We start from the raw sequence: 23,410 nt of genomic DNA on the forward strand, positions 1-23,410 counted from the left end.
CGCCTTACGCGGATGCGGCGCGGGTTGGTGACCACCAGGCCAGCGGGAAAGACCACATCCGCCAGGGGGCCGACCTGGCCCAGCAGGGCCAGCAGCACGCCGAGATGCGCGAAGCCGCCGGTGCCGGCGAGCAGCGGATCCTCGGCGGCGAGGAGGCGGTCGGACGGCTCTGCGGCACCGAGGGGTGGCAGAGGCAGGCGTTCCCGCTGGAACATGGGTGATGGGAGCGCCGCGCGGGCGGGGGTTGCCCGCGCCGGCGGTGCCTCAATCACCACATGGGCATTGGTGCCGGAGAAGCCGAAGGCGCTGACGCCGGCGCGGCGAACGCCATTCACCGGTGCCGTTGCTACGCTGATCGGGGTCGCGCCCTCGGTGATCGCGGGGTTGCGTCGCGCATGATGCAGGCTGGGCGGCGCCACGCCGTCCCGCACCGCCAGCGCGGCCTTGATCAGCCCGGCGATGCCGGCCGCCGCTTCGGTATGGCCGATGTTGGACTTCACGGAACCGAGCGTGAGGGGCCGGCTGCGTCCCGCGAAGGCCGCGGCCAGCGCGTGCCATTCGATGGGATCGCCGAGCGGCGTGCCCGTGCCATGCGCCTCGACATAGTCGATGTCATCGGGCGTCAGGCCGGCGTCGCGCAGCGCGTCGCGGATCAACGCGGTCTGGGCCGGGCCGTTCGGTGCTGTCAGGCCGGCGCTGCGGCCATCCTGGTTGATGGCCGATCCGCGCAGAACCGCGACGATCGGGTCCGCCGCGCGCTGCGCGTCATCCAGCCGCTTGAGCACCACGACGCCGCAGCCTTCCCCGCGGCCATAGCCATCCGCGCCAGCCGCGAAGGATTTGCACCGGCCGTCGGGGGACAGCATGCCGGCTTCCTGGAAGCTTCGTGTCAGCGACGGCATCAGCATCAGCGCCGTGCCGCCGACGATGGCGGCATCGCAATCGCCTGCCCGCAGCGCCCGCATCGCCTGGTGGATGGCGACGAGGGAGGAGGAGCAGGCGGTGTCGATGGTCATCGCCGGCCCGCGCAAATCCAGCAGATAGGCAATGCGCCCTGCCGCGACCGCGGGGCTGCTGCCGCTGCCGAAGAACCGATCGAGGCCCGCTTCCGGCACGCGGCGCAGCCAGTCATGCGTCGCGAGGCCGATGAAGATTCCGGTGCGGCTGCCGCCCAGCGATTCCGGCGCCAGCGCGGCATCCGCCAGCGCTTCCCAGGCGACTTCCAGCAGCAGGCGCTGCTGCGGATCGATGGCGGCGGCCTCGCGGTGCGAGAGGCCGAAGAAGCGCGGATCGAAACCATCGACATCGGCCAGGAACCCGCCGGGCGGATCGGCATCACCCTCCCACCGGCCGGGCGGGCGGGGGCCGATGGCATCCCGGCCTTCCATCAGCAGGCGTGCATAGGCCGCGACGTCCGGCGCGCCGGGGAAGCGGCAGGCCATGCCGGTAATGGCGATGGGTGCGCGCGTCGCATCGCCGCCGCGTTCCGCGCCGGCCAGGCGTTCCTTCAGCGCGCGGATCTCCAGCAGTGCGCGGCGCAGAACCTCCTTGGGATCAGTTCCGCTCATGCCGGCGCCGCCAGTTCCTGCGCGAGCAGCGCGGCAAGCTCGGCCTCATCCATCGCGTCCAGGTCATGGAAGCCGAGGGCGCCGAGCAGGTGGTCCGCCAGCGCCGACAGCGTCGGGTGGTCGAACAGCAGGGTCGATGGCAGGTCGAGCGCCAGCGCGCCGGCAAGTTCGTTCCTGAGGCTGACGGAGAGAAGCGAATCCAGGCCGAGGTCACGCAGCGCCCTGTCAGGCGCCACCGGCGTTTCCGGCGGCAGTCCCAGGGTTCCGAGGATGCGGCGGGACAGCACGGCCTGCAGCAGCAAGGCGCGGCCTTCCGCCGGTGCCGCATGGAGTTCGGCGCGCAGGTCGGCGGCTTGCGGCTGCCGGCGCTCTGCCATGCGGTCCATCACCAGGCGATGCACGGCGCCCGACCCTATGGCCTGGCCGAGCGCGGCGGCGGCACGGCGGGGCGCCATCGGCCGGAACCCCTGGCCTTCCAGCCTGGCGCGCTGCGCCGCGGGCAGGGCGGCGAACATGCCCCCCGCCCACGGGCCGAAAGCCACGGATAGGGCGGGAAGCCCGGAAGCACGGCGCGCCGCCGCCAGCCGGTCCAGCCAGGCATTGGCCCCGGCATAGGCGGCCTGGCCCGGCGCCTCCAGGCTGGCCGCGGTGGAGGAGACCAGGAGGAAGTGGTCCAGCGCCAGCCCGCGGGTCAGCGCATCCAGGTGCCGCGCGCCATCGACCTTGGCGGCCAGCGTGGCCTCGATATCGGCGGGCGATAGGCTTCCGATAATGCCATCCCGCACCACGCCGGCGGCGTGGACGATGCCGCGGAGGTCGGGCAGGCTGGCCAGCAGCGACGCCAATGCGGCACGGTCGGAGACATCGACCGAAGCGGCCTCGTGCCGCGTGGCGGTGGCGGAGCGGGAGGCGATGACGATGCGCGTCGCGCCCTGAGCGGCCAGCCAATCCGCGATGGCGGTGCCGACGGTGCCGCCGCCGGTGACGAGCCAGGTGCCCGCGATGCGGGGCGGTTGCGGCGGCCGCAGCACGATCCTGCCGATGACGCGGCCCTGGGCGAGGGACTGGAACGCCTCCTCGGCCAGCGCCATCGGCATCACACTCCGCCGTGGCAGGGCGATGGCGCCATCGCGCAGCAGCGCGAGGATGCGGGCCATGCGATCCGCGAACCAGCCCGGATCGGCGGCGAGGGGCGCTTCCAACTCATAGGCGATGTGACGGATCGGGTGCGGCGCGGCGGGCGCCGCGGCGCTGCCGATCTCCAGGAACACGCCGCCCGGCCGCAGCAGGGCGGCGGAGGCCGCGGCCATTGCGGGCGACAGCGCGTGCAGGACGATGTCGAAGCCCTCCGCCCCCGCCCACTCCCGCGCCGCCACGGCGAAGTCGGTGGAGCGGCTGTCCGCCACGGCTTCCGCCCCCGCCGCCAGCGCGGCCGGCCGCTTGCCCGCGCTGGCGGTGGCGAAGACCCGCGCGCCTGCCTGGCGGGCCAGTGCGATGGCGGCGGCGCCCACGCCACCCGCCCCGGCATGGACCAGCACCCGCATCCCGGGCGCCACGCCCGCCAGGTCATGCAGCCCGCGCCAGGCGGTCAGGGTGGCGACGGGCAGGCTGGCGGCGGCATCGGGGGGGAGCCAGTCCGGGCGCATCACGACGCGATGTGCGGGCACTACCGCCTCCCCGGCCAGGAGACCAGGCGCGAAGGCGATGACGGGGTCTCCCGTTGCGAAGCCCTCGACGCCGGGGCCCATCGCCAGCACGCGGCCAGCGGCTTCCAGGCCGAGCGTATCGCCCTCGACCCGTCCCAGCGCGACGAGCGTGTCCTTGAAGTTCAGCCCTGCGGCGTCGATGGCGATCGCGACCTCTCCGGCGCCGGGCGGGCGCGAAGGCACCGGCAGGCGACGAAGGGCGGTCAACGCGTGATCCGGCGCGGGCGCGATGCGTTCCGCCGTGGCGGCGGGTGGGGCTGTGCGGCTGATCTCCGGCGCCAGCAGCAACCCATGGCGCAGCGCGAAGCGGCCCGGCGGGCCCGCCAGCGCGGCGGGGATCCCCGGTTCATCCGGGTCGATGTCGATCCAGCGGCACCGCAGCGCCGGATGTTCCGCGGCGATGCTGCCCAGCAGGCCGCCGAGGATTGCAGCAGCCGGCACCGCGCCGGGCGCGAGGGGCGGCGCCGTGGCGGCGCCACGACTGACCAGGATGAGTTGCGGCGGCGGTGAGAGTGCCGCCGCATCGCGGACCAGCGCGACGACGGCGGCGATGCAGGCGGCGGGATCGGTGGCGGCCAGTGGGCGGAGGTCGATGATGCCGTCGCAGGCGGGCAGGGGCGCGCTGCCTTGGGCATCGACGCTCCCTGTCCCGAGGGTCGCAGCCTCGGCGCCGATGGCGTGCCAGTGTCCCGCCAGGGGTAGCGCTGGCTCAGGTGCCGGGCGCCAGGCGATGTCATGCTGCCACGCCCCGGGGGTGGCGGCGGCGCGACGGAGGGTGATGCCGCGCAGCATCGCCACCACCGCCCCATCGTCGCGCAGCAGCGCGGCATCGCCGGTCGCGGCCCCGTCCTCCAGCGCCGTCAGGCGGGCGCGGGCCAGCAGGGCGCCTTCGGGCGGCGCGCCGCGCCAGGCGCTGGCGATGGCCTGCGGAAGCCAGGGCTGGTCATCCATGGGCAGCAGCGCCGTCAGCGTCTGGATCGCTGCATCCAGCAGCATCGGGTCGAGCGCATCCGCCGGCGCCAGTCTCGCCTCCGCGGCATCGGTGCCGCGGCGCAGCGCCGTAATGCGGCGGTAGAGCGGGCCGAAGCGGAAGCCGCGCGCGGCGAGTTCCTGCGCGATGGCGTCTCCATCGTCCCAGGCCGCGGCGCCGGCCGGCGGAGCCGGGGCCTCGCCATCCCGCGTGCCGGTCCGTGCGCTGGCGGTCCGTGCGCTGGCGGTCCTGGCGCTAGCGGTCCGTGCGCTGGCGGTCATCGTCCAGCCGTCCGGCAGTTCCGCGTGCAGCGACAGCGCGCCGTCGCGGTCCTGCACGAACTGCGCCTCCAGCCCACCAGGCGGGACGGGCAGTGGGCGCAGCAGCGTCACATCGTCCAGCGCCTGCGCACCGGAGGCGAAGGCGAAGGCCAGGAAGGCCGTTGCCGGCACCAGGATGGCGCCGTCCACGACATGATCGGCCAGCCAGGGCGCGGCGGCATCCAGGCGGATCGCGGAGACCGCTTCGCCGCTGCGGGCGGAGCGGACGGGCGGCGGCAGCAGCCAGGATGGCGCCGCGGCGGCCTCATCCAGCCAATGCCGTTGCGGCGTGAAGGGCGTGGGGGGCAGGGCCACGCGGCGACCGCGTGGCAGCGCGATGGCGGGTGGCGTCCCCTGCTGCAAAGGCGCGGAGGCCAGGGCGGCGGCACTATCCGCCAGCAGCCAGTGGCGCAGGCGGGCACGGCCGATCCAGGCGGTATGGCAGGCATCCTCGAAATCGAACGTGCCGTCCCGCAGCCGGGCTAGCACGCTCTGCCGCAATGCCTCCAGCGCCGCCGGGGTGGCGGCTGACAGCAGCAGGCGCGGCGGGCCCTCACCCCGCGCTGTCGGCGGCGGCGGCGGCGCTTCCAGCACCAGATGGGCGTTGGTGCCGCTGGCGCCGAAGGCGCTGAGCCCGGCGCGCGGCCGTGCTGCCGCGAAGCGCGTTGCCGCCGTCGGCACCAGCAGCCTTTCCATGGCGGAGGCGTGCTGGTTCGCGCGCCGGAAATGCGGCTGCGGCGGGATGGTGCCGCTGCCCAGCATGGCCGTGACCTTGGCCAGGCCTGCGATGCCGGCCGCGGCTTCCGCATGACCGATGCTGGCCTTCAGCGCGCCGATCGGCAGGGCGGTGGCACGGCCGGCGAAGACCTCGGCCAGCGCATCCATCTCCACCGGGTCGCCCAGCGCGGTGCCGGTGCCATGCGCCTCGACATAGTCGATGGCGGTGGCATCGAGGCCCGCATCCGCCAGGGCGGCGCGGATCACGGCGGACTGCGCGGCACCATTGGGCGCGGTGAAGCTGGAGGAGCGGCCATCATGGTTGACTGCGCTGCCGCGGATGACAGCAAGCACGCGGTCGCCATCCGCCAGCGCGCGCGCCAGCGTCTTCAGCACGGCGATGCCCACGCCTTCCGCCCGCACATAGCCATCGGCGGCCGCATCGAAGGTGGCGCAACGGCCGGTCGGCGAAAGCAGGCCGGCCCGCGCCAGCATCGCGGAATCCTCCGGCGCCAGGATCAGGTTGACGCCCCCGGCCAGCGCCATCTCCGCCTCTCCCCGCCGCAGCGACTGCACCGCGAGGTGAAGTGCGACGAGGGAGGAGGAGCAGGCGGTATCCACCACCAGCGCCGGCCCATGCAGGCCGAGTTGATAGGCGATGCGGCCGGCGAGCGTGTTGCTCGGCTGCCCCGTGAGGCTCAGCGCATCCAGCTTCTCCGCCTGGCGCCGGGCAAGCGCGGCGTAGTCGCTGCCGGTGGCGCCGAGGAACACGCCGACGCGACCGCCCGCGACGCTGTCCGGCGCGATGCCCGCCGCTTCCAGCGCGTGCCAGGCCGCTTCCAGCAGCAGGCGCTGCTGCGGATCCATGGCGGCGGCGTCGCGCGGCGCGATGCCGAAGAAGGCGGCGTCGAACAGGTCGATCCCGTCCAGCCATCCCGCCACATGCGGCGCACCCGGACGGCCGGCGGGCAGCGGGCGCACGGCATCCTGGCCAGCGAGCAACTGGGCCAGCAATGCATCCGGATCCTCCGCGCCGCCGGGGAACCGCCCCGCGAGGCCGATGACGGCAATCGGGCCGCCGCCTGCATCCATGGAGGCCGGCGCGTTCGGAACCGCGCGGGCCTGGCCGGCGAGCCAATCGGCCAGCCTGGCGATGGAGGGCTGGGCGAAGAGCAGCGCGGCGGGGATCGGGACGCCGGCCGCTTCCTCGATCCGTCGCCGCAGCGACACGGCCAACAGGCTGTCCAGCCCCTGTTCGAACAACCCCGCCTCGGGATCGAGGCGCCTGGCATCGGCATGGCCGAGCAGATCGGCCACCAGCGCCGCCAGCCCATCGCGGTCCAGCCGCGTACTGCGAGGCGGCGCCTGCACCGGGCGCGGTGCGGGCGGGGCGGATCGCGGCAGCAGGTGTTCGAACAGGGCGGCGTCCCGGCGGGCGGCATAGGAACCGGCGAAGCAGGACCAGTCGATGCGGGCGACGACGCGCAGGGCCTCGCCCGCGGCCAGGGCTTCGAGCGCGGCGGCGAAGGCATCGGCGGGGGGCATGGCCAGCATTCCGGCGGCGTCCAGCGCGGCATCCTCGGTGGGGGACAGCAAGCCCTTTTCGGTGAAGCGGCCGAAGGCGATGCTGGTGGCCGGCAGGCCGCGCGCGCGGGCGAGCCTGGCCCATTCATCCAGCGCGTGGTTCGCCGCGGCATAGGCCAGGCGATCCCGCACGCCCCAGATGCCGGCGGCGGAGGAGAACAGCAGCAGCCCGTCTGGATCGGGGATCGCGGCGGCCAGCACGTCCGCGATGCCGATCTTGGCCATCATCACGGCTTCCGCCGAGCCATCGGCGATGCCCGCGGCATGGATGACGAGGCCGGGCCGCCGATCCATCGCTGCCGCGAGGCGCGGCGCGGCATCGGGGGCGGTCAGGTCGAGCGCAAGATACCGGGCGCCCGGTGGCAGCGTCGCGGGGTCGGGGCTGCGGCGACCCACCAGCAGCAGGTGCCGCGCGCCCTGGCGCGCCAGGCCATGCGCGAAGGCGAGGCCGAGGCGACCCGTGCCACCCGCGATGACGTGCAGAGCTTCGATGTCTGGCCGCAAAGCCCGGCCGGCAGCTTCCACGCGGAGGAGGCGCATCGCATCCAGCCTGCCCGCGCGGGCGCGGAGGTCGCCGCGCGCCGTGCCCAGCGATGTGCCCAGGATGGAGAGGGTCTCGGGCGCGGTATCGTCGAGGTGGATGATCGCGGCGATGCTGCCGGGCTGGTCGAGCGCGATGCCGCGCGCGGCGCCGATCGCCGCGGCACCGGCCAGACCGGGGCGGGCAAGCAGCGTGATGGGCAGGCCCCGTGCCGCCAGCGCCTGCGCCTCCTCCACGATCTGGGCCGGTGGCGCTTCCACAGGGCACCACAGGATGGCAACCGCGTCGGGTGCATGGGCGATGCCGAGCGTGCCGGCCAGCGCAGCGTCGCCCTGCACCTGGAAGCGGGGTGCGGCAGCCGGCGCCCGGGCCAGCACCAGCAGATGCGCATCGCCATCCGGCAGTGCGGCGACGGGCGCGAAGCCGGCATCCGACAGCGCCGCCAGCCAGGCCTCGGCGCCCAGCAGCGCATGGGCGGGCCGCAACTCATCGCCGCGGAAGCGCCACCAGCCCTCCGTGATGCCGAAGACCAGATCCACCCATCGTGGCGCCCGCGCCAGTTCCGCGAGCGCCAGCAAGCCGCCCGGCGCCAGCCGCGCCCGCAGCGCTGCCAACGCCGGGCCCAGCCGCGCCGCCGCATGAACCGCGTTGGCGGCGACGATGACGTCGAATGGGCCTTCGACGCCGGCGGGATCGTCCAGGTCGAACACGCCGGTCGATAGGCCGTCCCCGAAGCGGCGGCGCAGCGCGGCAAGGAAGGCGGGCGTCACGTCGGTGGCCGTAACCTGGCTGCCGGCGGGCAGGCGCGGCAGCAGCGCCGCCGTCAGCGCGCCCGTGCCGGCGCCGATTTCCAGCACGCGAACCGCTCGGCCGGCGGCATGGGACGCGACGGCATCGGCCAGGGCGTGTTGTGCTGCGGCAAAGGGGGGCGAGGCGTAGACGGCGGCGGCAGCCTCCGTGTCACCGCCCGCGAACAAGGCCTCCACCGCCCCGGCCCGGCCGGCCAGGATATCCGGCAGCGCGGCGCCGACCTGGCGGAGCAGCCTTGCCGCGGGGCCGTCCGCGGCACGCAGCGGTGGCAGCGGCGACCAGGCGGCGAGGCGGGCGGCGAGGTCGCGATGCGCGGGGGCGATGGCGGGCGTCGCGGCCAGGGCCTGCCGCGCGAAAACGGTGGCCTCCGCCTCCAGCCCCTCATCGGGCGGCGGGGCGGTGATGGCGGGGTGGGGCAGGGCTGTGGCCGTAGTGGGGATGGGGGCGGGCAGGGGCTGCCACGCCAGGGCGTAGGACAGGCCGCTGGCGGGGCGTGGCAGCCAATGGGGCTCACGCTCGAAGGGGTAGGTCGGCGCGTCGGCGATGCGCCCGCCTTCGTTCAGCGCGGCCTCGATCTCGGCGCCGGTGACGAAGGCCGCCGCGCAGCGATCCAGGAAGGCTTCCCGGCTTTCCGTCGCATCCCGCCTGGCGGCGAAAGGGGGCGTGGCGCCGGCGGGGACGATGCCGCGCCGGAATCGCCCCGTCCGCAACCTCTGCGCCGCATCCGCCGCGTCGCTAGCCTGCAGGGCGAGGCGATGTGCGAAGCGGTCCCGGCCGACCAGCGCGGTGTGGCAGAGATCGGGGAAGGCAGTTGCGGCGGCGCTGTCCAGGTGATCGGCCCAGCGTTGGGCCAGCGCCTCCAGCGCCATGGCGCTGCGGGCCGAGAGCACCAGCAGGTGGGGGCCGTGCCGTTCCTGCACCGGTGTCCCGATAGCCGACCGCAAGGTGGCCTCATCCGCCGTACCGCGGCGCAGCGGTGCGGCGACGGTGGCATCGGGCACCGTCTGGCGGATGGGCAGCGCCAGCAGGGGATGCGGGCCCAGTTCCAGAAAGTGGCGATGGCCGGCGGCCGCCAGCGCGGCGATGCCCTGCCGGAAAAGCACGGGCTGCCGGAGGTTGCGGCCCCAATAGCGGGCATCGAGGGAAGTGCCCGGAACGACCGTGCCTGTGACGGTGGAGATGAACGGCACCGTGCCGGCCTGCGGCGACAGCCCCGCCAGGGAAGACACCAGCCGCGGCACCAGGGGCTCCATCTGGGCGCTGTGGTAGGCGACCGGCACGCGGACCGGCAGGGCGGTGATCCCCTGCGCGTCGAGCAGCGCCATCGCGGCCTCGATACCGGCGGCGGGGCCGGAGAGCACGGTGCTGGTCGGGCCGTTCTCCCCGGCGATCTCCACATCGCTTGGCAGCAGCGGCCCCAGCGCCGCCGCCGATGCAGCGGCGACGGCCATGGTACCCTGGCCCGCGCAGCCCGCCTGCAGGGCGCTGCGCGTCATGGCGAGGTGCAGCGCCTGCTCCCGCGTCAGTGCGCCGGCGATGCAGGCGGCGGCGACCTCCCCCAGGCTGTGGCCGATGACCGCGACAGGGCGGATGCCGAGGCTGGCGAGGAGATCCGCGAGCGCGATCTGATAGGCCGTGTGCGCGGGCTGGCCGAGCGCCACTTCCTCCACCCGCGCATCGGCCAGCACATCGACCACCGAGGCTGGAAACCCGAGGCCGCGCAGCAGCGCATCGGAAGCGAGGAGGGATTCCGCAAAGGCGGCCGAGGCCATCAGCCCCCGGGCCATGCCGGGCCAGGCCGCGCCGTTGCCGGCGAAGACGAAGACGGGCGGGCTTGCAGCGGCTGCTTCGGGGGGAGGGCCTTCCAGCAGCAGGTGGCAGTTGGTGCCGCCGAAGCCGAAGGCGCTGACGCCGCCGATGGCGCGCCCGTCGGCGCGGGAGGGCCAGGGTGTCGCTTCCGACTGGATCGCGATGCCCGTCATGTCGATGGCGTGGTTCGCTTCGTGGAAATGCAGGCTGCGCGGGATGCGGCGATGACGCAGGGCGAGGGCCAGCTTCGCCAGCCCCGCGGCGCCCGCCGCGGCTTCCAGATGGCCGATATTCGTCTTCACGGAACCGATGCGAAGCTTCCGGCCGAGGGCGCGCCCCTGGCCTAGCACGGTGCCGAGCGCATTCGCCTCGATCGGGTCGCCCAGCGCGGTGCCGGTGCCATGGGCTTCGACATAGTCCACGTCCTGCGGCGCCAGGCCCGCATCGGCCAGGGCATCGCGCAGCATGGCGCGTTGCGCGGCCGGGTTGGGCGCGGTCAGGCCGTTGCTGGGCCCGTCATTGTTGATGGCGCCGCCGCGGATGATGGCGAAGACCCGTCGCCCCGCGGCGCGCGCGGCGGAGAGCGGTTCCAGCACCAGGATCGCGCCGCCTTCGCCGCGGACATAGCCATCGGCCGCCGCATCGAAGGCCTTGCACCGCCCATCCGGCGCCATGGCGCCGAACTTGGTCATGGCGATGGAACTCTCAGGCGAGAGCACGAGGTGGACGCCGCCTGCCAGCGCCACGGTCGATTCGCCGGCGCGCAGGCTGCGGCAGGCCTGGTGCACGGCGACGAGGGCCGAGGAGCAGGCCGTATTCACCGTGATGGCCGGCCCCATCAGCCCCAGCGCATGGGCGATGCGCGCGCTGATGATGCTGGTGTCCTGTCCCGTCGCCGTATGCGCGGCGATGCCCGTGGCGTCGGCGAGCAGCCGGGCGTAGTCGCTCCACATCGCGCCGAGGAAGACGCCGGCGCGGCTGCCATTGAGGCGGGAGGCGCGGATGCCCGCATCCTCCAGCGCCTCCCAGGCGAGTTCGAGCGCCAGGCGCTGCTGCGGGTCCGCCTGCGCGGCTTCGCGGGGGGAGAGGCCGAAGAAGGCGGCATCGAAGCCCGCGACATCGGCCAGGAAGCCGCCGCGGCTGGTGCGCATGCGGCCGGGCGCACCGGGGTCTGCATCCGTCAGCCCTGCCGCGTCCCAGCGATCCGCCGGCACTTCCCCGACGGCATCGATGCCATCCAGCAGCATCGACCAGAAGGCGGCGGGGGAGGCAGCGCCGGGAAGGCGGCAGGCGAGGCCGGTGATGGCGACCGCTTCGCCGGCCGGCATGGCGCAGGGCGGCGGCGGACCTTCCTCCTCCGCCGCGCCATCCAGCCAGGCGGCCAGGCGATCCAGGGTAGGGTGGTCCCAGACGAGGGTCGGCGGCAGCGCACGGCCCGTCATCGCCGCGATGTCGGCGACCAGGCCGGCGGCGAGGAGCGAGGTCAGCCCGTAGCGATGCAGGCGCTCGGCCGGGTCGATCGTGGATGCCGCGATGCCGAGCCGCGCGGCGGCCAGATCGCGCAGCCGCGCGACCCCATCAACGGCGCTGGCGCCGCCGGGACGCCCTGGTTCAGCCCGCGCCAACCAGCACCCCGAGATCGTCTGCCAGCGCGGTGGCAAGCGCTTGGCGCTGGGGCACGAGATAGAAGTGGCCGCCGGGGAAGACGCGGCGCGTTGCGGGGCCGGCACAGAGATCGGCCCAGCCATCCATTTCCGCCGTCTGCGGATCGGCATCCCCGCCATAGATGGCGATCGGGCAGGGGAGGGGCGGGCCCGGCGCGTGCTCATGCGTCTCGAACACGGCGAAGTCCGCCTTCAGGATCGGCAGGAAGAGCGCCATCAACTCGCGTTCCGCCAGGATCGCCTGGGGGATGGCATCGTAGCGCCTGACGAGTTCGGCGACGAAGGCATCGTCCGGCAGCGGATGCAGCGGCGCCTCGGTGCCCTGAAAGGTCGGCGCACGGCGACCGGAGACGATCAGCGAGACCGGCGACGCCTGGCCGCGCCGCACCATTTCGCGCGCAAGCTCATAGGCCAGCAGCGCGCCCATGGAATGGCCGAAGAACGCCGTTGGTTGCCGCAGCACGGGGGCCAGCGAATCCGCCATCGCGGCGATAAGGGGCTTCATGCGGGTGAAGGGCGCCTCCGCGAGCCTCGCTTCACGCCCTGGCAACTGGATGGCGCCCATCGTGACGGAGGAAGGCAGCAGCGAGGCGAGCGGGTGGAACATGGAAGCGCCGCCGCCCGCATGCGGGAAGCAAAGAAGCTGCAACGGCGCGCTTGGCCGCGGCTGAGGAAAGGTCAACCAGTCAGAACGCACCGTCCCACCCCATTCGCGTTGCCACCAATGGCGCAAGAATGGTGGTGTCCTGTCAACCCAAGAGCTGTTTCGGGTACTGAGACTCGCGAGACGCCATCATGAGGTTGCAGCGCGGAAGGCTGGTGCGAGGCACTGAAGACGGCTCTTCCCTCGGGGCGGGATTTTTCGCTATAGAATTGTCCCGCGTAGTCCAAGGGTGGATACGGCATGGAAACGGCGCCGATGGCGGGATCGTTTCATTGCCCGGAAAGGGAGCACGTCGCCATGCGCGTACGGATGATTTCGGGCGTGAAGCGGATCACCGTCCTGAAGCCCGGCCAGGCCGCGACTATCCGCCTGTCCAAGCCTTCCCTCGATGATGAGACCGGTAGCGCGGAGCGGCTGAAGGTCTGGACGGTGGCGGGCAGCCGCGTGACGCGGGATGACGTCCATCTCGACCTCGGCCCGCGCAAGAAGCAGACCGGCATCCTGAAGGCCGTCGAGAAGAAGATCCGGAAGCTGGCGCGGCGCGAGCAGAAGGCGCTCGGCCAGTATCTGGCGCTGCATGAGCAGTCGAACCGCAAGCGCCGGAACGGTTGGGCCCGCGATATCGGGCGCAACCTGGTTCGCGTCATCCGGCGCGGCTGAACCAGCCTGCCCGGACCGCCGTCGCGCGATCCGGCTTCCGCATCCATCCGGCAATCGCGAGGGAACAGCATGAGTGAGGCCAGTGCGGACGTGAAGGACGCGAAGGGCGTCGTCTGCGTCCTCGATCTCGGGGAGCATTCCCGCAAGCGCGTGCGGCGGCTTCGCCGTGGCGAAGGCAAGCTGATGGACAAGGTGGAGGACGCGATCGCCGCCCTTCACGACGAAGGCGTCCTGGATGGCGCGGTGCAGACCGTGGTCGTCGTGGTCCGGCAGGAGCAGCGCCTGGGCGACATGTTCCGCGACGACGACGATGACGATGATGACGATTGATCGTTAGCCTGGCCTGTTGAGATCCTGCCGGGCCCGGTCATGCCGGGTCTGGACATGCCGGCTGCCACCGCCGCGGCAGGCCGCCTTCGTCTGGGAGAGCGCCTCCATTCTGGTCAAGCGTATCGCCGGGGTCCGGTTGGATGTCATCCGGCACCGCCGGAATGCCGCGACCAGGCTCGTGGAACTGGAACCGCGGAAGCCAGAGCGCGAATTCCCGCCTGACCTCGATTCCATCGTCCCGACGCCGCTGGAATCAGGCCGATCTTCCGCCCCGATCAGGATCGAACCGCTGTCGCCGTCGTCCCGCTTCCGCGGGCTGGCGGTGTTCACTGCGCTGGCGCGCTTCATCTGGATGCGCTTCTGGCTGAGGATGACCGGCCGCATGACGGCGGCCCGCGATGCTGCCCTGGCCCGGGCGTTGTTCGAAGGCCTGGGGGGTATGTGGATCAAGGCCGGGCAGTTGCTGTCCCTGCGCACGGACCTGCTGACGGATGAGATGTGCCAGGCGCTCTCCAGCCTGCAGCACCAGGTGGCGGGTTTCCCGCCGGAGGTGGCCCTGGGGGTGGTGGAGGAGGATCTGGGCGTCCCCATCGCCCGCGTCTTCTCCTGGTTCGACCCCATGCCCTTCGCGGCGGCCTCGATCTGCCAGGCGCATCGGGCAACGCTGCTGACCAACAATCGCGCCGTCGTCGTGAAGATCATGCGGCCGGACGTGTCCCGCAGCTTCGCGCGCGACCTCGGCCTGCTGCGGGGGCTGGTCGCGGTCTTCAGCGTGCTGGGGATCGGCAGCCGCTTCCACCTGGTGGATGGGCTGCGTGAACTGCGCGCGGTGCTGAGCGAGGAGACCGATTATCGCTTCGAGGCGGTGAACCTCAAGCGGATGCGGCGCAATCTGCGTCGCCACAAGGTTTCCGTCCCCCGCGTCCTGTCCCGCTATTGCGGGCCGCGGATCCTGGTGATGGACGAGATACCCGGCGTCCTGATGTCGCAATACATCCAGATGCGTACGGAGAATGTCGCTGCCGTCCGGCGATGGGAGCATGAGAACAACGTCGATCCCCTGAAGCTGGGCAAGGGATTGATGGTGACGGTGCTGCGGCAGATCCTGGAGGACAATGAATTCCACGCGGATCTCCACCCCGGCAACATCATGGTCATGGCCGATAACCGCATCGCGCTGCTCGACCTCGGCAGTGTCGGGCGGCTGGATCGGCGGACCTGGCAGCTGTATCGCTACACGATGGTGGCGCTGGCGACCCGGGACTTCGAACGCGCGGCCGACTACACCCTGTTGCAGCAACCCGGGCTTGGCGTGGTGGATCACACGCGGCTGCGCAGCGACCTGGCGGACGCGCTGCGCCGATGGGAATTGCGGAGCGAGTTTCCGAACACGTCCTATGCCGACAAGTCGGTCGGATCGATGGGCGATGAGATCACGCGCGTCATGGCGCGGCACAACGTGCCGGTGGGCTGGGGGCTGATGCGGGTGGGGCGGGCGCTGTCCACCCTCGATGCCTCGCTACAGGTCCTGGTGCCGGATGGCAATTTCATCGAGTTCACGCGCGCCTATTTCAAGGATCGGCAGCGCCGGCAGCGCACGCTGAAGGGGGCCATGCGGCCACTGCGATCCGCCTTGCAGGATGTGATGGGGCTGGCATCGGACGCGAATGTGGTGCTCGGCTCCGCCGTGCGTTTCCAGGGCCTGCGTCTGCAGGGCATGGCGGACCGCGTGCAGCAGTTCCGCCTGGCGGTGCTGCGGGTCTTCAACCGCGGGATCTGGAGCCTGATCCTCGGCACGCTCGGCGTGATGCTGCTCAATCGATACATCGACTACCTGCCGCCGACCTGGCAGCCATCGGCGCAGCGCCTGCTGCAATTCGTGCTGGAGCCGCTGCCGGACCTCGACGGGATCTACTGGCTGATCTTCCTGGCTGTCGCCCTGTTCATTTCCAATGTATTGCGAACGGCGCGGAAATCACTTTCGGCAACGCAATGACCGATGCGGGCGTGACGCTGGCGGGGGTGATGCTGGCAGGGGTGCAACGCCCTACACTCCTCTGTTATTTGTGATCGACAAGGCGCGAGCCTGACTGCCGCGCAGGGGATTGGTCGCCATGGCATCGCGATTGCTCATCGCAAGCCTATCCGCTGTCGCCGGGCTTGTCGGCGGCGCCGCCATCGCGCGCTATGCCTTGCCCGCCATCGGCGGCGCTCCCGCGGCGCAGGCACCCGTCGCCGCGGCGGAACCCGCCCCGGCCACGGTCGAAGTCGCCCGTGCGACGCAGGGAAGGGTGGACCAGGCCCTCAATTCGCTCGGCACGCTGCAGGCGCGTGAAAGCGTGCCGCTAGCGTCGCTCAACCCCGGTGTCGTCACGGCCATCCATTTCCAGGAAGGCACGCGGGTCGAAGCCAATGCTCTGCTGGTCGAACTCGACCAACGCATCGCCCGCGCGAACCTTGCCTCCGCCGAGACGGAACTGCGGGCCGCCCAGGTCCGGTTCGAGCGAAGCCAGCAGCTTTCGGGGTCCGGCTTCCGGTCCCGGCAGCAACTGGACGATGACCGCGCGGCGATCGACCGTGCGGCCGCCGAGGTGGCGGTGCGCCAGACGCAGCTGGCGCAGCTCAGTGTCCGCGCGCCCTTCGCGGGGGTGCTGGGGCAGCGCGACTTCGGCGTGGGCGAGTATATCGAGGCCGGCAAGCGCCTGGTGACCCTCGAGGACCGGTCGGTCCTGCGGGTGAGCTTCCGGGTGCCCGAACGGTTCCTGCCGAAGCTGGCGATCGGCCAATCGGTGGAGTTGACGCTGGATGCGGTGCCGGGCCGCCGCTTCACCGGACGGGTCACGCTGCTCGATCCGCGGCCGGGTGGCAACGACCGGGACATCCAGGTCCGGGCAGAGATACCGAATGACGCACCGATGCTGCCATCGGGCCTGTTCGCCCGCATCCGCCTGGTCATCGAAAGCAGGCCGGATGCGATCGTGGTGCCGCCCTCCGCCGTCTCCTACATGCTGACCGGCGCCTATGTGTTCAAGGTGGTCGAAGGGCGGGCCCGCCGCGTGCCCGTGCGCGTCGGGCTGCAGTTTCCCGACCGCGTGGAGATCCTGGAGGGCGTTGCCGCCGGGGACCAGGTCGTGACCGCGGGGCAGTTCAACCTCGATGACGGAAGGCGGGTGACCACGGTGTCCCAGACTCCGGGGCAGCGCTGATGTCGATTTCCGACCTTTTCATCCGGCGGCCGGTCTTCGCGATCGTCATCAACCTCATTGTCGCGCTGGTCGGCCTGCTCGGCCTGTCGCGGCTCGCCATCCGTGAGCTGCCGCAATTCGACCTGCCCTTCGTCTCCATCACCACGATCTACAGCGGCGCCGCGCCCGATCTGGTGGAGCGGACCGTGACGGCGCCGATCGAGCAGGCGGTGTCCGCCGTCGGCGGGATCGACACCATCGTGTCCAGCAGCAGCGAGGGCAGCAGCCAGATCCAGATCGCCTTCCGCGCCGGGACCAATCCGCTGAATGCGGTGACGCAGGTGCGGGACAAGGTCGGGCAGCTCACGAATGTGCTGCCGGCCGATGCCCTGGCGCCGACGGTCGCGCAGCTCAGCCTCGATGCCGTGCCGGTCATCTACCTGTCGCTGACCGATCCCTCCCGCAGTTCGATGGAGATCACGGAGATCGTCTCCCGCGTCGTCAGGCCGGCGCTGGCCTCCGTCGATGGCGTCGCGGCGTCGCAGACGCTCGGGGAACGTCGATACGCCATCAGGGTCTGGCTCAATCCCTGGGCCCTGGCGGCGCACAACGTCACGGCGCCGGAGGTGCATGACGCAATCATCTCCCAGAACCTGTCCGTGCCGTCCGGGACGCTGGAGCGCGATGGCCGCAAGGCGCTGGTTTACACCGACACCGCGCTGCTGCGGCCGGAGCAGTTCGCGGAGGTCGTGGTCAGGCGTGGCCTGGGCGACGATGGAATGGTCAAGCTGGGCGACGTGGCGCGCGTGGAAGTGGGGCCGGAGAGCATCACCAACGCCATCCGCCTGAACGGCCGGGACGGCGTCGCTGTCGGCGTGCTCGCGCAATCCGCCGCCAACCCGCTGGAGGTCGCGCGCGCGGTGCGTGCGCTGGTGCCGGGCCTCCGCGGCCTGCTGCCGGCGGGCATGACATTGGATGTGGTGTTCGACCGGTCGGAGGCGATCGAGATCGCGGTGAAGGAAGTCGCGGAGACGATCATCGTGGCCGTCGGCCTCGTGACGGTCGTGATCCTGTTGTTCCTCGGCTCCTTCCGGTCCTCGATCATCACGCTTGTCACCATCCCGCTGTCGCTGCTCGGGATGCTCGGCTTCATGTATGCGGTGGGCTACAGCATCAACACCTTCACCCTGCTGGCCATGGTGCTGGCGATCGGCCTGGTGGTGGATGATGCCATCGTCGATGTGGAGAATGTGCAGCGGCATATCGACATGGGCACCGATCCCGTGGCCGCGGCCTTCATCGGAAGCCGCGAGATCGGCTTCGCCATCGTGGCGACGACGCTGACCCTGGCCGCGGTCTACCTGCCGATCGGGTTGATGCCCGGGCTGCTGGGAAGCCTGTTCTCCGAATTCGCCTTCACGCTGGCCGCCGGCGTCGTGATTTCCGGCTTCGTGTCCCGCACGCTGTCGCCGGCCATGTGCTCACGCATGCTGCGCGCGAAGCGCCCAGGCGGCGTCGCGATTCGGATCGACCACGCCTTCGCCAGCCTGGCGAGGGGGTATGCGCGCCTTCTGCGCGGCACGCTGCGGTTCCGGTGGCTCGTGCTGCTGGGCAGCGTGGGGGTCTTCGCCGGCGGCATCGCCTTGATGATGCGGCTGCCGGGGGAGTTCGCGCCGGCCGATGACCCGGGCTATGTGATCGTGGAGTTCACCGCCCCGTCCGACGCCACCACCTACTACATGGACGAACTGGCGGCGCGGGTCGATTCCGCCTTCGCCACGGTGCCGGAGCGCCGCGGCACGATGATCATGAACGGCATGTCGTCGCCGACCTCGGGTCTCGGCCTGCTGCTGCTCAAGCCCTGGTCGGAGCGGGAGGCGACATCGGTGGAGATCGGTGCGCGCATCATGCCCGCGCTCAACCGCATCGCGGGCGCGCGCTTCACGCTGCTCGATCCCAATCCGCTCGCGGGCGGCAACGTCGCGCCGGTGCAGTTCGTGGTCCGCACCACCGGGAACTACGAGGACCTGTCGCAGGTCATGACGCGGCTGCGTGACTTCGCGCGCCGGCATCCCGCCTTCTCCTCGCCGGCGTTGGACCTAGATCTGAACACGCGCCGCATCGATGTCGTCATCGACCGGCCCCTCGCCGCGGTCGTCGGCATCGACATCATGCGGATCGGCCAGACGATCAACACCTTCCTGGGTGGCCAGCAGGCCGGCAACTTCGGATGGGAAGGCCAGCAGTACAAGGTGCTGTTGCAGATCGAGGAGCAGGATCGCCGGGACTCCGACATCGTCAACAACATCTACCTGCGCAGTGCCGCCGGCGATGTCGTGCCGCTCTCCTATGTCGTGTCGCAGCGGGAGACGGTCGGCGCTTCGATCCTGCCGCGCTTCCAGCAACTACGCGCCGCCCGTATCACCGCCACGCTGGCGCCTGGCTGGTCGCTGTCTGAGGCCCTGGCGGCGCTGGAGGGTGAGGCAGCCCGCATCCTGCCGCCGGGCTACCAGGTGGATTATGATGGCCCATCCCGCGCCCTGAAGCAGGCCGATGCCAGTGTGGGCATCGTCTTCCTGCTGGCGCTGGGCTTCATCTTCCTCACCCTCGCCGCGCAGTTCGAAAGCTTCCGCGATCCTTTCATCGTGCTGTCGGTCGTTCCGCTCGCCATGGTCGGCGCCGCGATCGGCCTTCTGGCCGTGAACGGGTCACTCAACGCCTACAGCTTCATCGGCCTGGTCACGCTCATCGGGCTTGTCGCGAAGGGCGGCATCCTCATCACGGAATTCGCCAATCAGCTGCGCGACGAGGGCCGGGACCTGCAGGAGGCGATCGTGGAGGCCGCGGCGACGCGATTGCGCCCGATCCTGATGACGACGGTTGCCACCATCCTGGGCGCGGTGCCCCTTCTCCTCACCGTCGGGCCCGGTGCGCGTTCGCGGGAAGACCTCGGCGCCGTCGTCGTCGGGGGCATGGTGTTCGGCACGGTGGTTTCGCTCTTCGTCGTGCCGGCCTGCTATGTCGTGATGTCTCGCAAGGTGCGGAAGCCGCTCGTGACCCCGCCACCGGTCGGCGAAGGGGCGCACGGGTGATCGGGTGGGGGTGCATCACTCTTCGCTTCCACTGCGTGCTGGCCTTCGTCTAGTCTGTTGCCAAGCAGGAACGTGACGCCGTGACACGGCGCGTCTGAAGCAGGGTGAGGCATGAAGCTGATCCATCCGACGCCGGCGCAGCTCTCGACGATGGTCCAGGCCATGTCGGCCGTTATTTCAGCCGGAGGGCGGCTTCCGCCCCTGCCGGTGGAACGGGCCAGCATCGCGGCAATCCAGCGCCACCTCCTGGGACAGCCGGTGCCGATCCGCGCCGAGGCAGGCCCCCTGCCGGACGACCTGGCCGCGACCATCGACAATGCTGACCTTCGGCGCCTGACGGTCCAGCTGCTTGTCATCCTGTCGCTGGTCGGGCGGCGGATTCGCGACGACAAGGTCGCGGTGGTGACGGAGGCGGCGCGGCGCCTCGGCATCGAGGAACGCGGCGTCGCCCTGCTCCAGCGCGCGGCGCGGGGACAGTTCAAGCGCATCGCGATGTCGCTGATGAAGGGCTTCGTCGATTGGTGGTCGCCATCCGGGAAGGCGGGCATCGGCGATTGGATGCGCTTCATCTGGTGGATGCTGCCGCAGTTGCACGGCAAGGGAACCGCGCGCCGGCATGCGGAACTGGCCGCGCGCTATGCCGCCCTGGGCCGGCTGCCGGAAGGCACCTTCGGTCGTGCCCTGCATGCGTTCTACGCCGATAACGACATCGGCCTGCCGGGCGAGCCCAAGAGCGTCCCCTGGGTGATGCACGAAGTCTATCACGTGCTGAGCGAATACGGCGTCAAGCTCGAGGCGGAGATGCTGCTGACGGCCTTCGTCGGCGGGTCGCTCGGCGAGAACTGCATGGACCAGATCCTGTTCGGGCTGCTGTCCTACCAGACCGGCAGCCCGCTCATCGGTGGCGTGGTGGCGGAGGGGCTGCTGGATCCGGAAAGCTATTTCGCGGCGATGGCGCGCGGTGCCGCGATGACGGTCAGCGTCGTGCGGGGCTGGGACCTCTGGACGGTGGCGGAGACGGACCTGGAGCAGCTTCGCGCCCAGTACGGCATCCCGCCGCTGGGAGAGAAGGAGCGCACCCTGGTCGGCGGCTATAACGGCCTGCTGACGGGGCCGGGGCATTCGACACCCGCGGATTGGCCCGGCATCGGCCAGGGCCTTCCCGCTCCAGCCATGGCCTGAGGTCGATGATGCGGAGAGCGCGCCGGGACGCCCGCGGTGGAGAGGCCTGCCATGGTGGATGAAGCCGCGGCCGCGGCGATCGCCCGGATCTGGACCGATGCCGGGTTTCGCAAGCGGCTGGTCGAGGCACCAGGCGCCGCCTTGCCCGACATCGGCATCGCCATCCCCGGGGACGCGACCGCGCGCGTGGTGGGCAGCAAGGGTGCGCCTGGCGACCAGGATGATCCGTCATTGATCCAGGTGGTGCTGGAGCGGGACGGCGGCTACGCCTACTTCTTCATCCCATCGCCGCGCTCGCCCTGCGCGCAGCAGGCGGCCTATGGGATGATCCTCGCGCGTGCCGTGGATGATCCGGCCCTCGGGCGGCGCGTGCTGCAGGATGCGGAACGCGCGCTGAGCGGGCTTGCGGCGCAATGCCGCGCCCAGGCGGAGGGCCCCGCAGCATGAAGCTGATCGTGCCGGGCCCGGAGGAACTCACCTGCATCGTGACCGCGGCCTATTCTGTGGCCTCGGCTGGGGGAATCCTCGCCCCGGAAGCAATCGAGGTCGAGGCCATCAATGCCTTTCAGCGGCACATGCTGGGGCAGGAGACGCCAACGCAGGTCGTGCCCGGGCCTCTGCCGATCGGGTTGGAGAGCATCATCGCCGATCCTGCCTCCAGGCGGCAGCTGGTTCGCCAGCTGGCGATCCTGTCGCTGGTCGATGGCACCCTGCGGCCGGAGAAGGTGGCGGTGGTGGCCGACGCCGCGCGGCGGCTCGGCGTTTCCGAATTCGGGTTGACGGTGCTGTCGCAACTCTCGAAGCGGCAGGGGCGCGGCCACGTCTTCGGTTTCATGCGCCGCATCGTGGCGCATTACTGGTCTTTCGATGGCCGGGCCACGGCGCGCGACTGGCTCGGCATGGCCTGGACGGCCGCGCCATGGCTGCCGGGCCTCGGCCGCTACCTCGGCCGCGATGCGCTGCTGCTGCGCTACCGGGCGCTCGGCGCCCTGCCGGCCGGGAGCTTCGGCCGCATGGTGCATGGGTATTACACGGCACACGGCTTCCCCATGCCCGGCGAGCCGAAGAGCCTGCCGGAGGGGTGGGCGCGCCATGAGATCTACCATGTGCTCAGCGGCTACGCGACGAACCTGCAGGGCGAATTGCTGCTGGCCGGCTTCATCGCCGGCAACACCGAGGAACTGTGCCTCGACATCGTCCTTCCGGCGCTGATCCAGCTTCATGTCGGCCTGAAATTCGTGCCGGGGCCCGTGTCCCAGGGGAAGCTCCAGCCTGATCCCTTCTTCCGTGCCATGGCGCGTGGCGCGGCCATGCAGGTCGATCTTCTGGCGGGATGGCGGCTGTGGGATGTCGCCGAATTGCCGCTGGACGATGTGCGGCGCCGCTACGGCATACCGGCGCTGACGGCGGCGGAGCGGGAGGAGTTGGCACCCCACAAGGCACTTCTGCCGGCCTGACGATCGGCGACGACGCGGGGCGGCAAGCGCGGAGCGGTTCGGAGACCCATCATGCAGGTGATTACGCCAACAGAAGAGCAGTCCCTTTCGCTGGTGCAAGCCATCTACGCCGTCGCCACGGCGGAAGGCACGCTGCCGCTGCTGCCGGTGGAGCGCGACAGCATCGAGGCCATCCAGCGGCACCTTTTGCACCTGGATGAACCCGTCGAGCCGGCTGCATTGTCCATGCCGGCGAATCTGGCGGCCATCATCGGTGCACCGGTGATACGGCGAGAGGCCGTGCGCATCCTCGCCATGCTGCCGGTTCTCGACAAGCAGGTGCTGGATGCGAAGGTCCGGCTTGTGGAGGCCGCGGCGGCGCAGCTCCAGGTGGATGAATATGGCGTCGGCCTTCTGCGCCTGGCGCAGCAGCGCCGTTTCCGCAAGCTGGCCTTCCGGCTGATGATGCGATCCGTCGCGCATTACTGGTCGCCGACAGGCCGCGCCCGGCTGCGGGACTGGCTCGACATGATCCGCATCGCCATGCCGGCCATCCCGGGCATCTACGCCATGCTTGTCGATCGGGGACTTCTCGAACGGTATCGTGGCCTGGAACAACGGCCCGCGGGCACGCTGGGCAACGGCCTGTTCCATTTCTACCGCGACCGCGGCTTTCCGATGCCGGGGGAGCCGAAGAGCTTCCCGGAGGGATGGTCCAAGCACGAGGTCTACCACATCATCAGCGAATATGAGACGTCGCTGCAGGGCGAGATGCTGAACGCCGCCTTCAGCGGCGGCAATACGGAGGTCCTGTGCATGGACCTGCTGCTGCTGTCCCTGCTGCAGTTCCAGGCCGGGTTCCAGGTCATGCCGGGGCCTGTTCTCCAGGATGAACTCCGGCCCGATGCCTTCTTCCGCGCGGTAGCCAGGGGTGCGGCAACCGAGATCGACATCCTGGCGGAATGGGACCTGTGGTCCGCGGTGGACCAGCCCGTCGCCGAACTCCGTCGCCGCTACAAGGTCCCCGCCCTGCGGCCGGAGGAACGGCAATGGCTGGCGGAGAACGGATCGCTGCTGGCCTGAGGCATGGCCGCGCGTCCGCATCGCCTGCCGGCGGCGGGGGTTGCGCGGTCCTCGTCGAACCGCTAGTTAGCCGACCGCTTCGATGGCCG

At 71.2% G+C, this 23,410-nt stretch carries 12 protein-coding genes (1 of these 12 cut by a window edge); 9 read left to right on the plus strand and 3 right to left on the minus strand.

Annotation, left to right across the window (positions count from 1 at the left end):
- The 3 genes in view from ACTIE5_RS19700 to ACTIE5_RS19710 are tightly spaced (each overlapping or abutting the next) and all read right to left on the minus strand, a layout consistent with a single transcriptional unit that may run on beyond the window.
- Positions 1-1,568: the beginning of an SDR family NAD(P)-dependent oxidoreductase gene (locus tag ACTIE5_RS19700; protein WP_439551421.1), read on the minus strand. The gene continues 3,907 nt to the left of window position 1, outside the view; the window shows 1,568 of its 5,475 coding nt (coding positions 1-1,568); its start codon is at positions 1,566-1,568; its stop codon lies beyond the left edge, outside the window.
- Positions 1,565-11,650 (minus strand): beta-ketoacyl synthase N-terminal-like domain-containing protein, encoded by a 10,086-nt coding sequence (locus tag ACTIE5_RS19705; protein WP_439551422.1) that lies wholly within the window; start codon positions 11,648-11,650, stop codon positions 1,565-1,567. The genes ACTIE5_RS19700 and ACTIE5_RS19705 overlap by 4 nt, the downstream gene beginning before the upstream one ends.
- Entirely contained in the window at positions 11,637-12,386 is a 750-nt protein-coding gene (locus ACTIE5_RS19710; protein WP_439551423.1) for a thioesterase II family protein, read from the minus strand. Before ACTIE5_RS19710 ends, ACTIE5_RS19705 begins: the two co-directional genes overlap by 14 nt.
- Positions 12,387-12,650: 264 nt before the next feature.
- Here ACTIE5_RS19710 and ACTIE5_RS19715 point away from each other — a divergent pair, with 264 nt between their 5' ends.
- The 9 genes from ACTIE5_RS19715 to ACTIE5_RS19755 all read left to right on the plus strand — a co-directional run bounded on the left by ACTIE5_RS19715 (position 12,651) and on the right by ACTIE5_RS19755 (position 23,321).
- Entirely contained in the window at positions 12,651-13,013 is a 363-nt protein-coding gene (locus tag ACTIE5_RS19715) for a hypothetical protein (RefSeq protein WP_439551424.1), read from the plus strand.
- Between the two features lie 69 nt (positions 13,014-13,082).
- Positions 13,083-13,343, plus strand: a complete 261-nt coding sequence (locus ACTIE5_RS19720) for a hypothetical protein (protein ID WP_439551425.1) — start codon at positions 13,083-13,085, stop codon at positions 13,341-13,343.
- A 136-nt stretch (positions 13,344-13,479) separates the two neighbouring features.
- Positions 13,480-15,339: an ABC1 kinase family protein gene (locus tag ACTIE5_RS19725; protein WP_439551426.1), complete on the plus strand. Its 1,860-nt coding sequence runs from the start codon at positions 13,480-13,482 to the stop codon at positions 15,337-15,339.
- A gap of 118 nt (positions 15,340-15,457) precedes the next feature.
- On the plus strand, positions 15,458-16,549 hold the full coding sequence (locus ACTIE5_RS19730) for an efflux RND transporter periplasmic adaptor subunit (protein WP_439551427.1): 1,092 nt from the start codon (positions 15,458-15,460) through the stop codon (positions 16,547-16,549).
- On the plus strand, positions 16,549-19,620 hold the full coding sequence (locus ACTIE5_RS19735; RefSeq protein WP_439551428.1) for an efflux RND transporter permease subunit: 3,072 nt from the start codon (positions 16,549-16,551) through the stop codon (positions 19,618-19,620). The genes ACTIE5_RS19730 and ACTIE5_RS19735 overlap by 1 nt, the downstream gene beginning before the upstream one ends.
- A gap of 111 nt (positions 19,621-19,731) precedes the next feature.
- Entirely contained in the window at positions 19,732-20,802 is a 1,071-nt protein-coding gene (locus ACTIE5_RS19740) for a hypothetical protein (protein ID WP_439551429.1), read from the plus strand.
- Between the two features lie 51 nt (positions 20,803-20,853).
- Positions 20,854-21,249, plus strand: a complete 396-nt coding sequence (locus tag ACTIE5_RS19745) for a hypothetical protein (protein ID WP_439551430.1) — start codon at positions 20,854-20,856, stop codon at positions 21,247-21,249.
- Positions 21,246-22,259, plus strand: coding sequence for a hypothetical protein (locus ACTIE5_RS19750; RefSeq protein ID WP_439551431.1), 1,014 nt, complete (start codon positions 21,246-21,248; stop codon positions 22,257-22,259). The genes ACTIE5_RS19745 and ACTIE5_RS19750 overlap by 4 nt, the downstream gene beginning before the upstream one ends.
- Positions 22,260-22,352: 93 nt before the next feature.
- Positions 22,353-23,321 (plus strand): hypothetical protein, encoded by a 969-nt coding sequence (locus ACTIE5_RS19755; protein WP_439551432.1) that lies wholly within the window; start codon positions 22,353-22,355, stop codon positions 23,319-23,321.
- Positions 23,322-23,410 lie beyond the last annotated feature (89 nt).

The sequence above is a fragment of the Falsiroseomonas sp. genome (assembly GCF_051859025.1).
GTDB lineage: Bacteria > Pseudomonadota > Alphaproteobacteria > Acetobacterales > Acetobacteraceae > Falsiroseomonas.

What these genes read in the sequence shown, in the direction of transcription:
- ACTIE5_RS19720 (WP_439551425.1), top strand. Translation starts at nt 13,083, where the DNA reads ATGAGTGAGGCCAGTGCGGACGTGAAGGACGCGAAGGGCGTCGTCTGC.
- ACTIE5_RS19740 (WP_439551429.1), top strand. Translation starts at nt 19,732, where the DNA reads ATGAAGCTGATCCATCCGACGCCGGCGCAGCTCTCGACGATGGTCCAG.
- ACTIE5_RS19730 (WP_439551427.1), top strand. Translation starts at nt 15,458, where the DNA reads ATGGCATCGCGATTGCTCATCGCAAGCCTATCCGCTGTCGCCGGGCTT.
- ACTIE5_RS19715 (WP_439551424.1), top strand. Translation starts at nt 12,651, where the DNA reads ATGCGCGTACGGATGATTTCGGGCGTGAAGCGGATCACCGTCCTGAAG.
- ACTIE5_RS19745 (WP_439551430.1), top strand. Translation starts at nt 20,854, where the DNA reads ATGGTGGATGAAGCCGCGGCCGCGGCGATCGCCCGGATCTGGACCGAT.
- ACTIE5_RS19750 (WP_439551431.1), top strand. Translation starts at nt 21,246, where the DNA reads ATGAAGCTGATCGTGCCGGGCCCGGAGGAACTCACCTGCATCGTGACC.
- ACTIE5_RS19735 (WP_439551428.1), top strand. Translation starts at nt 16,549, where the DNA reads ATGTCGATTTCCGACCTTTTCATCCGGCGGCCGGTCTTCGCGATCGTC.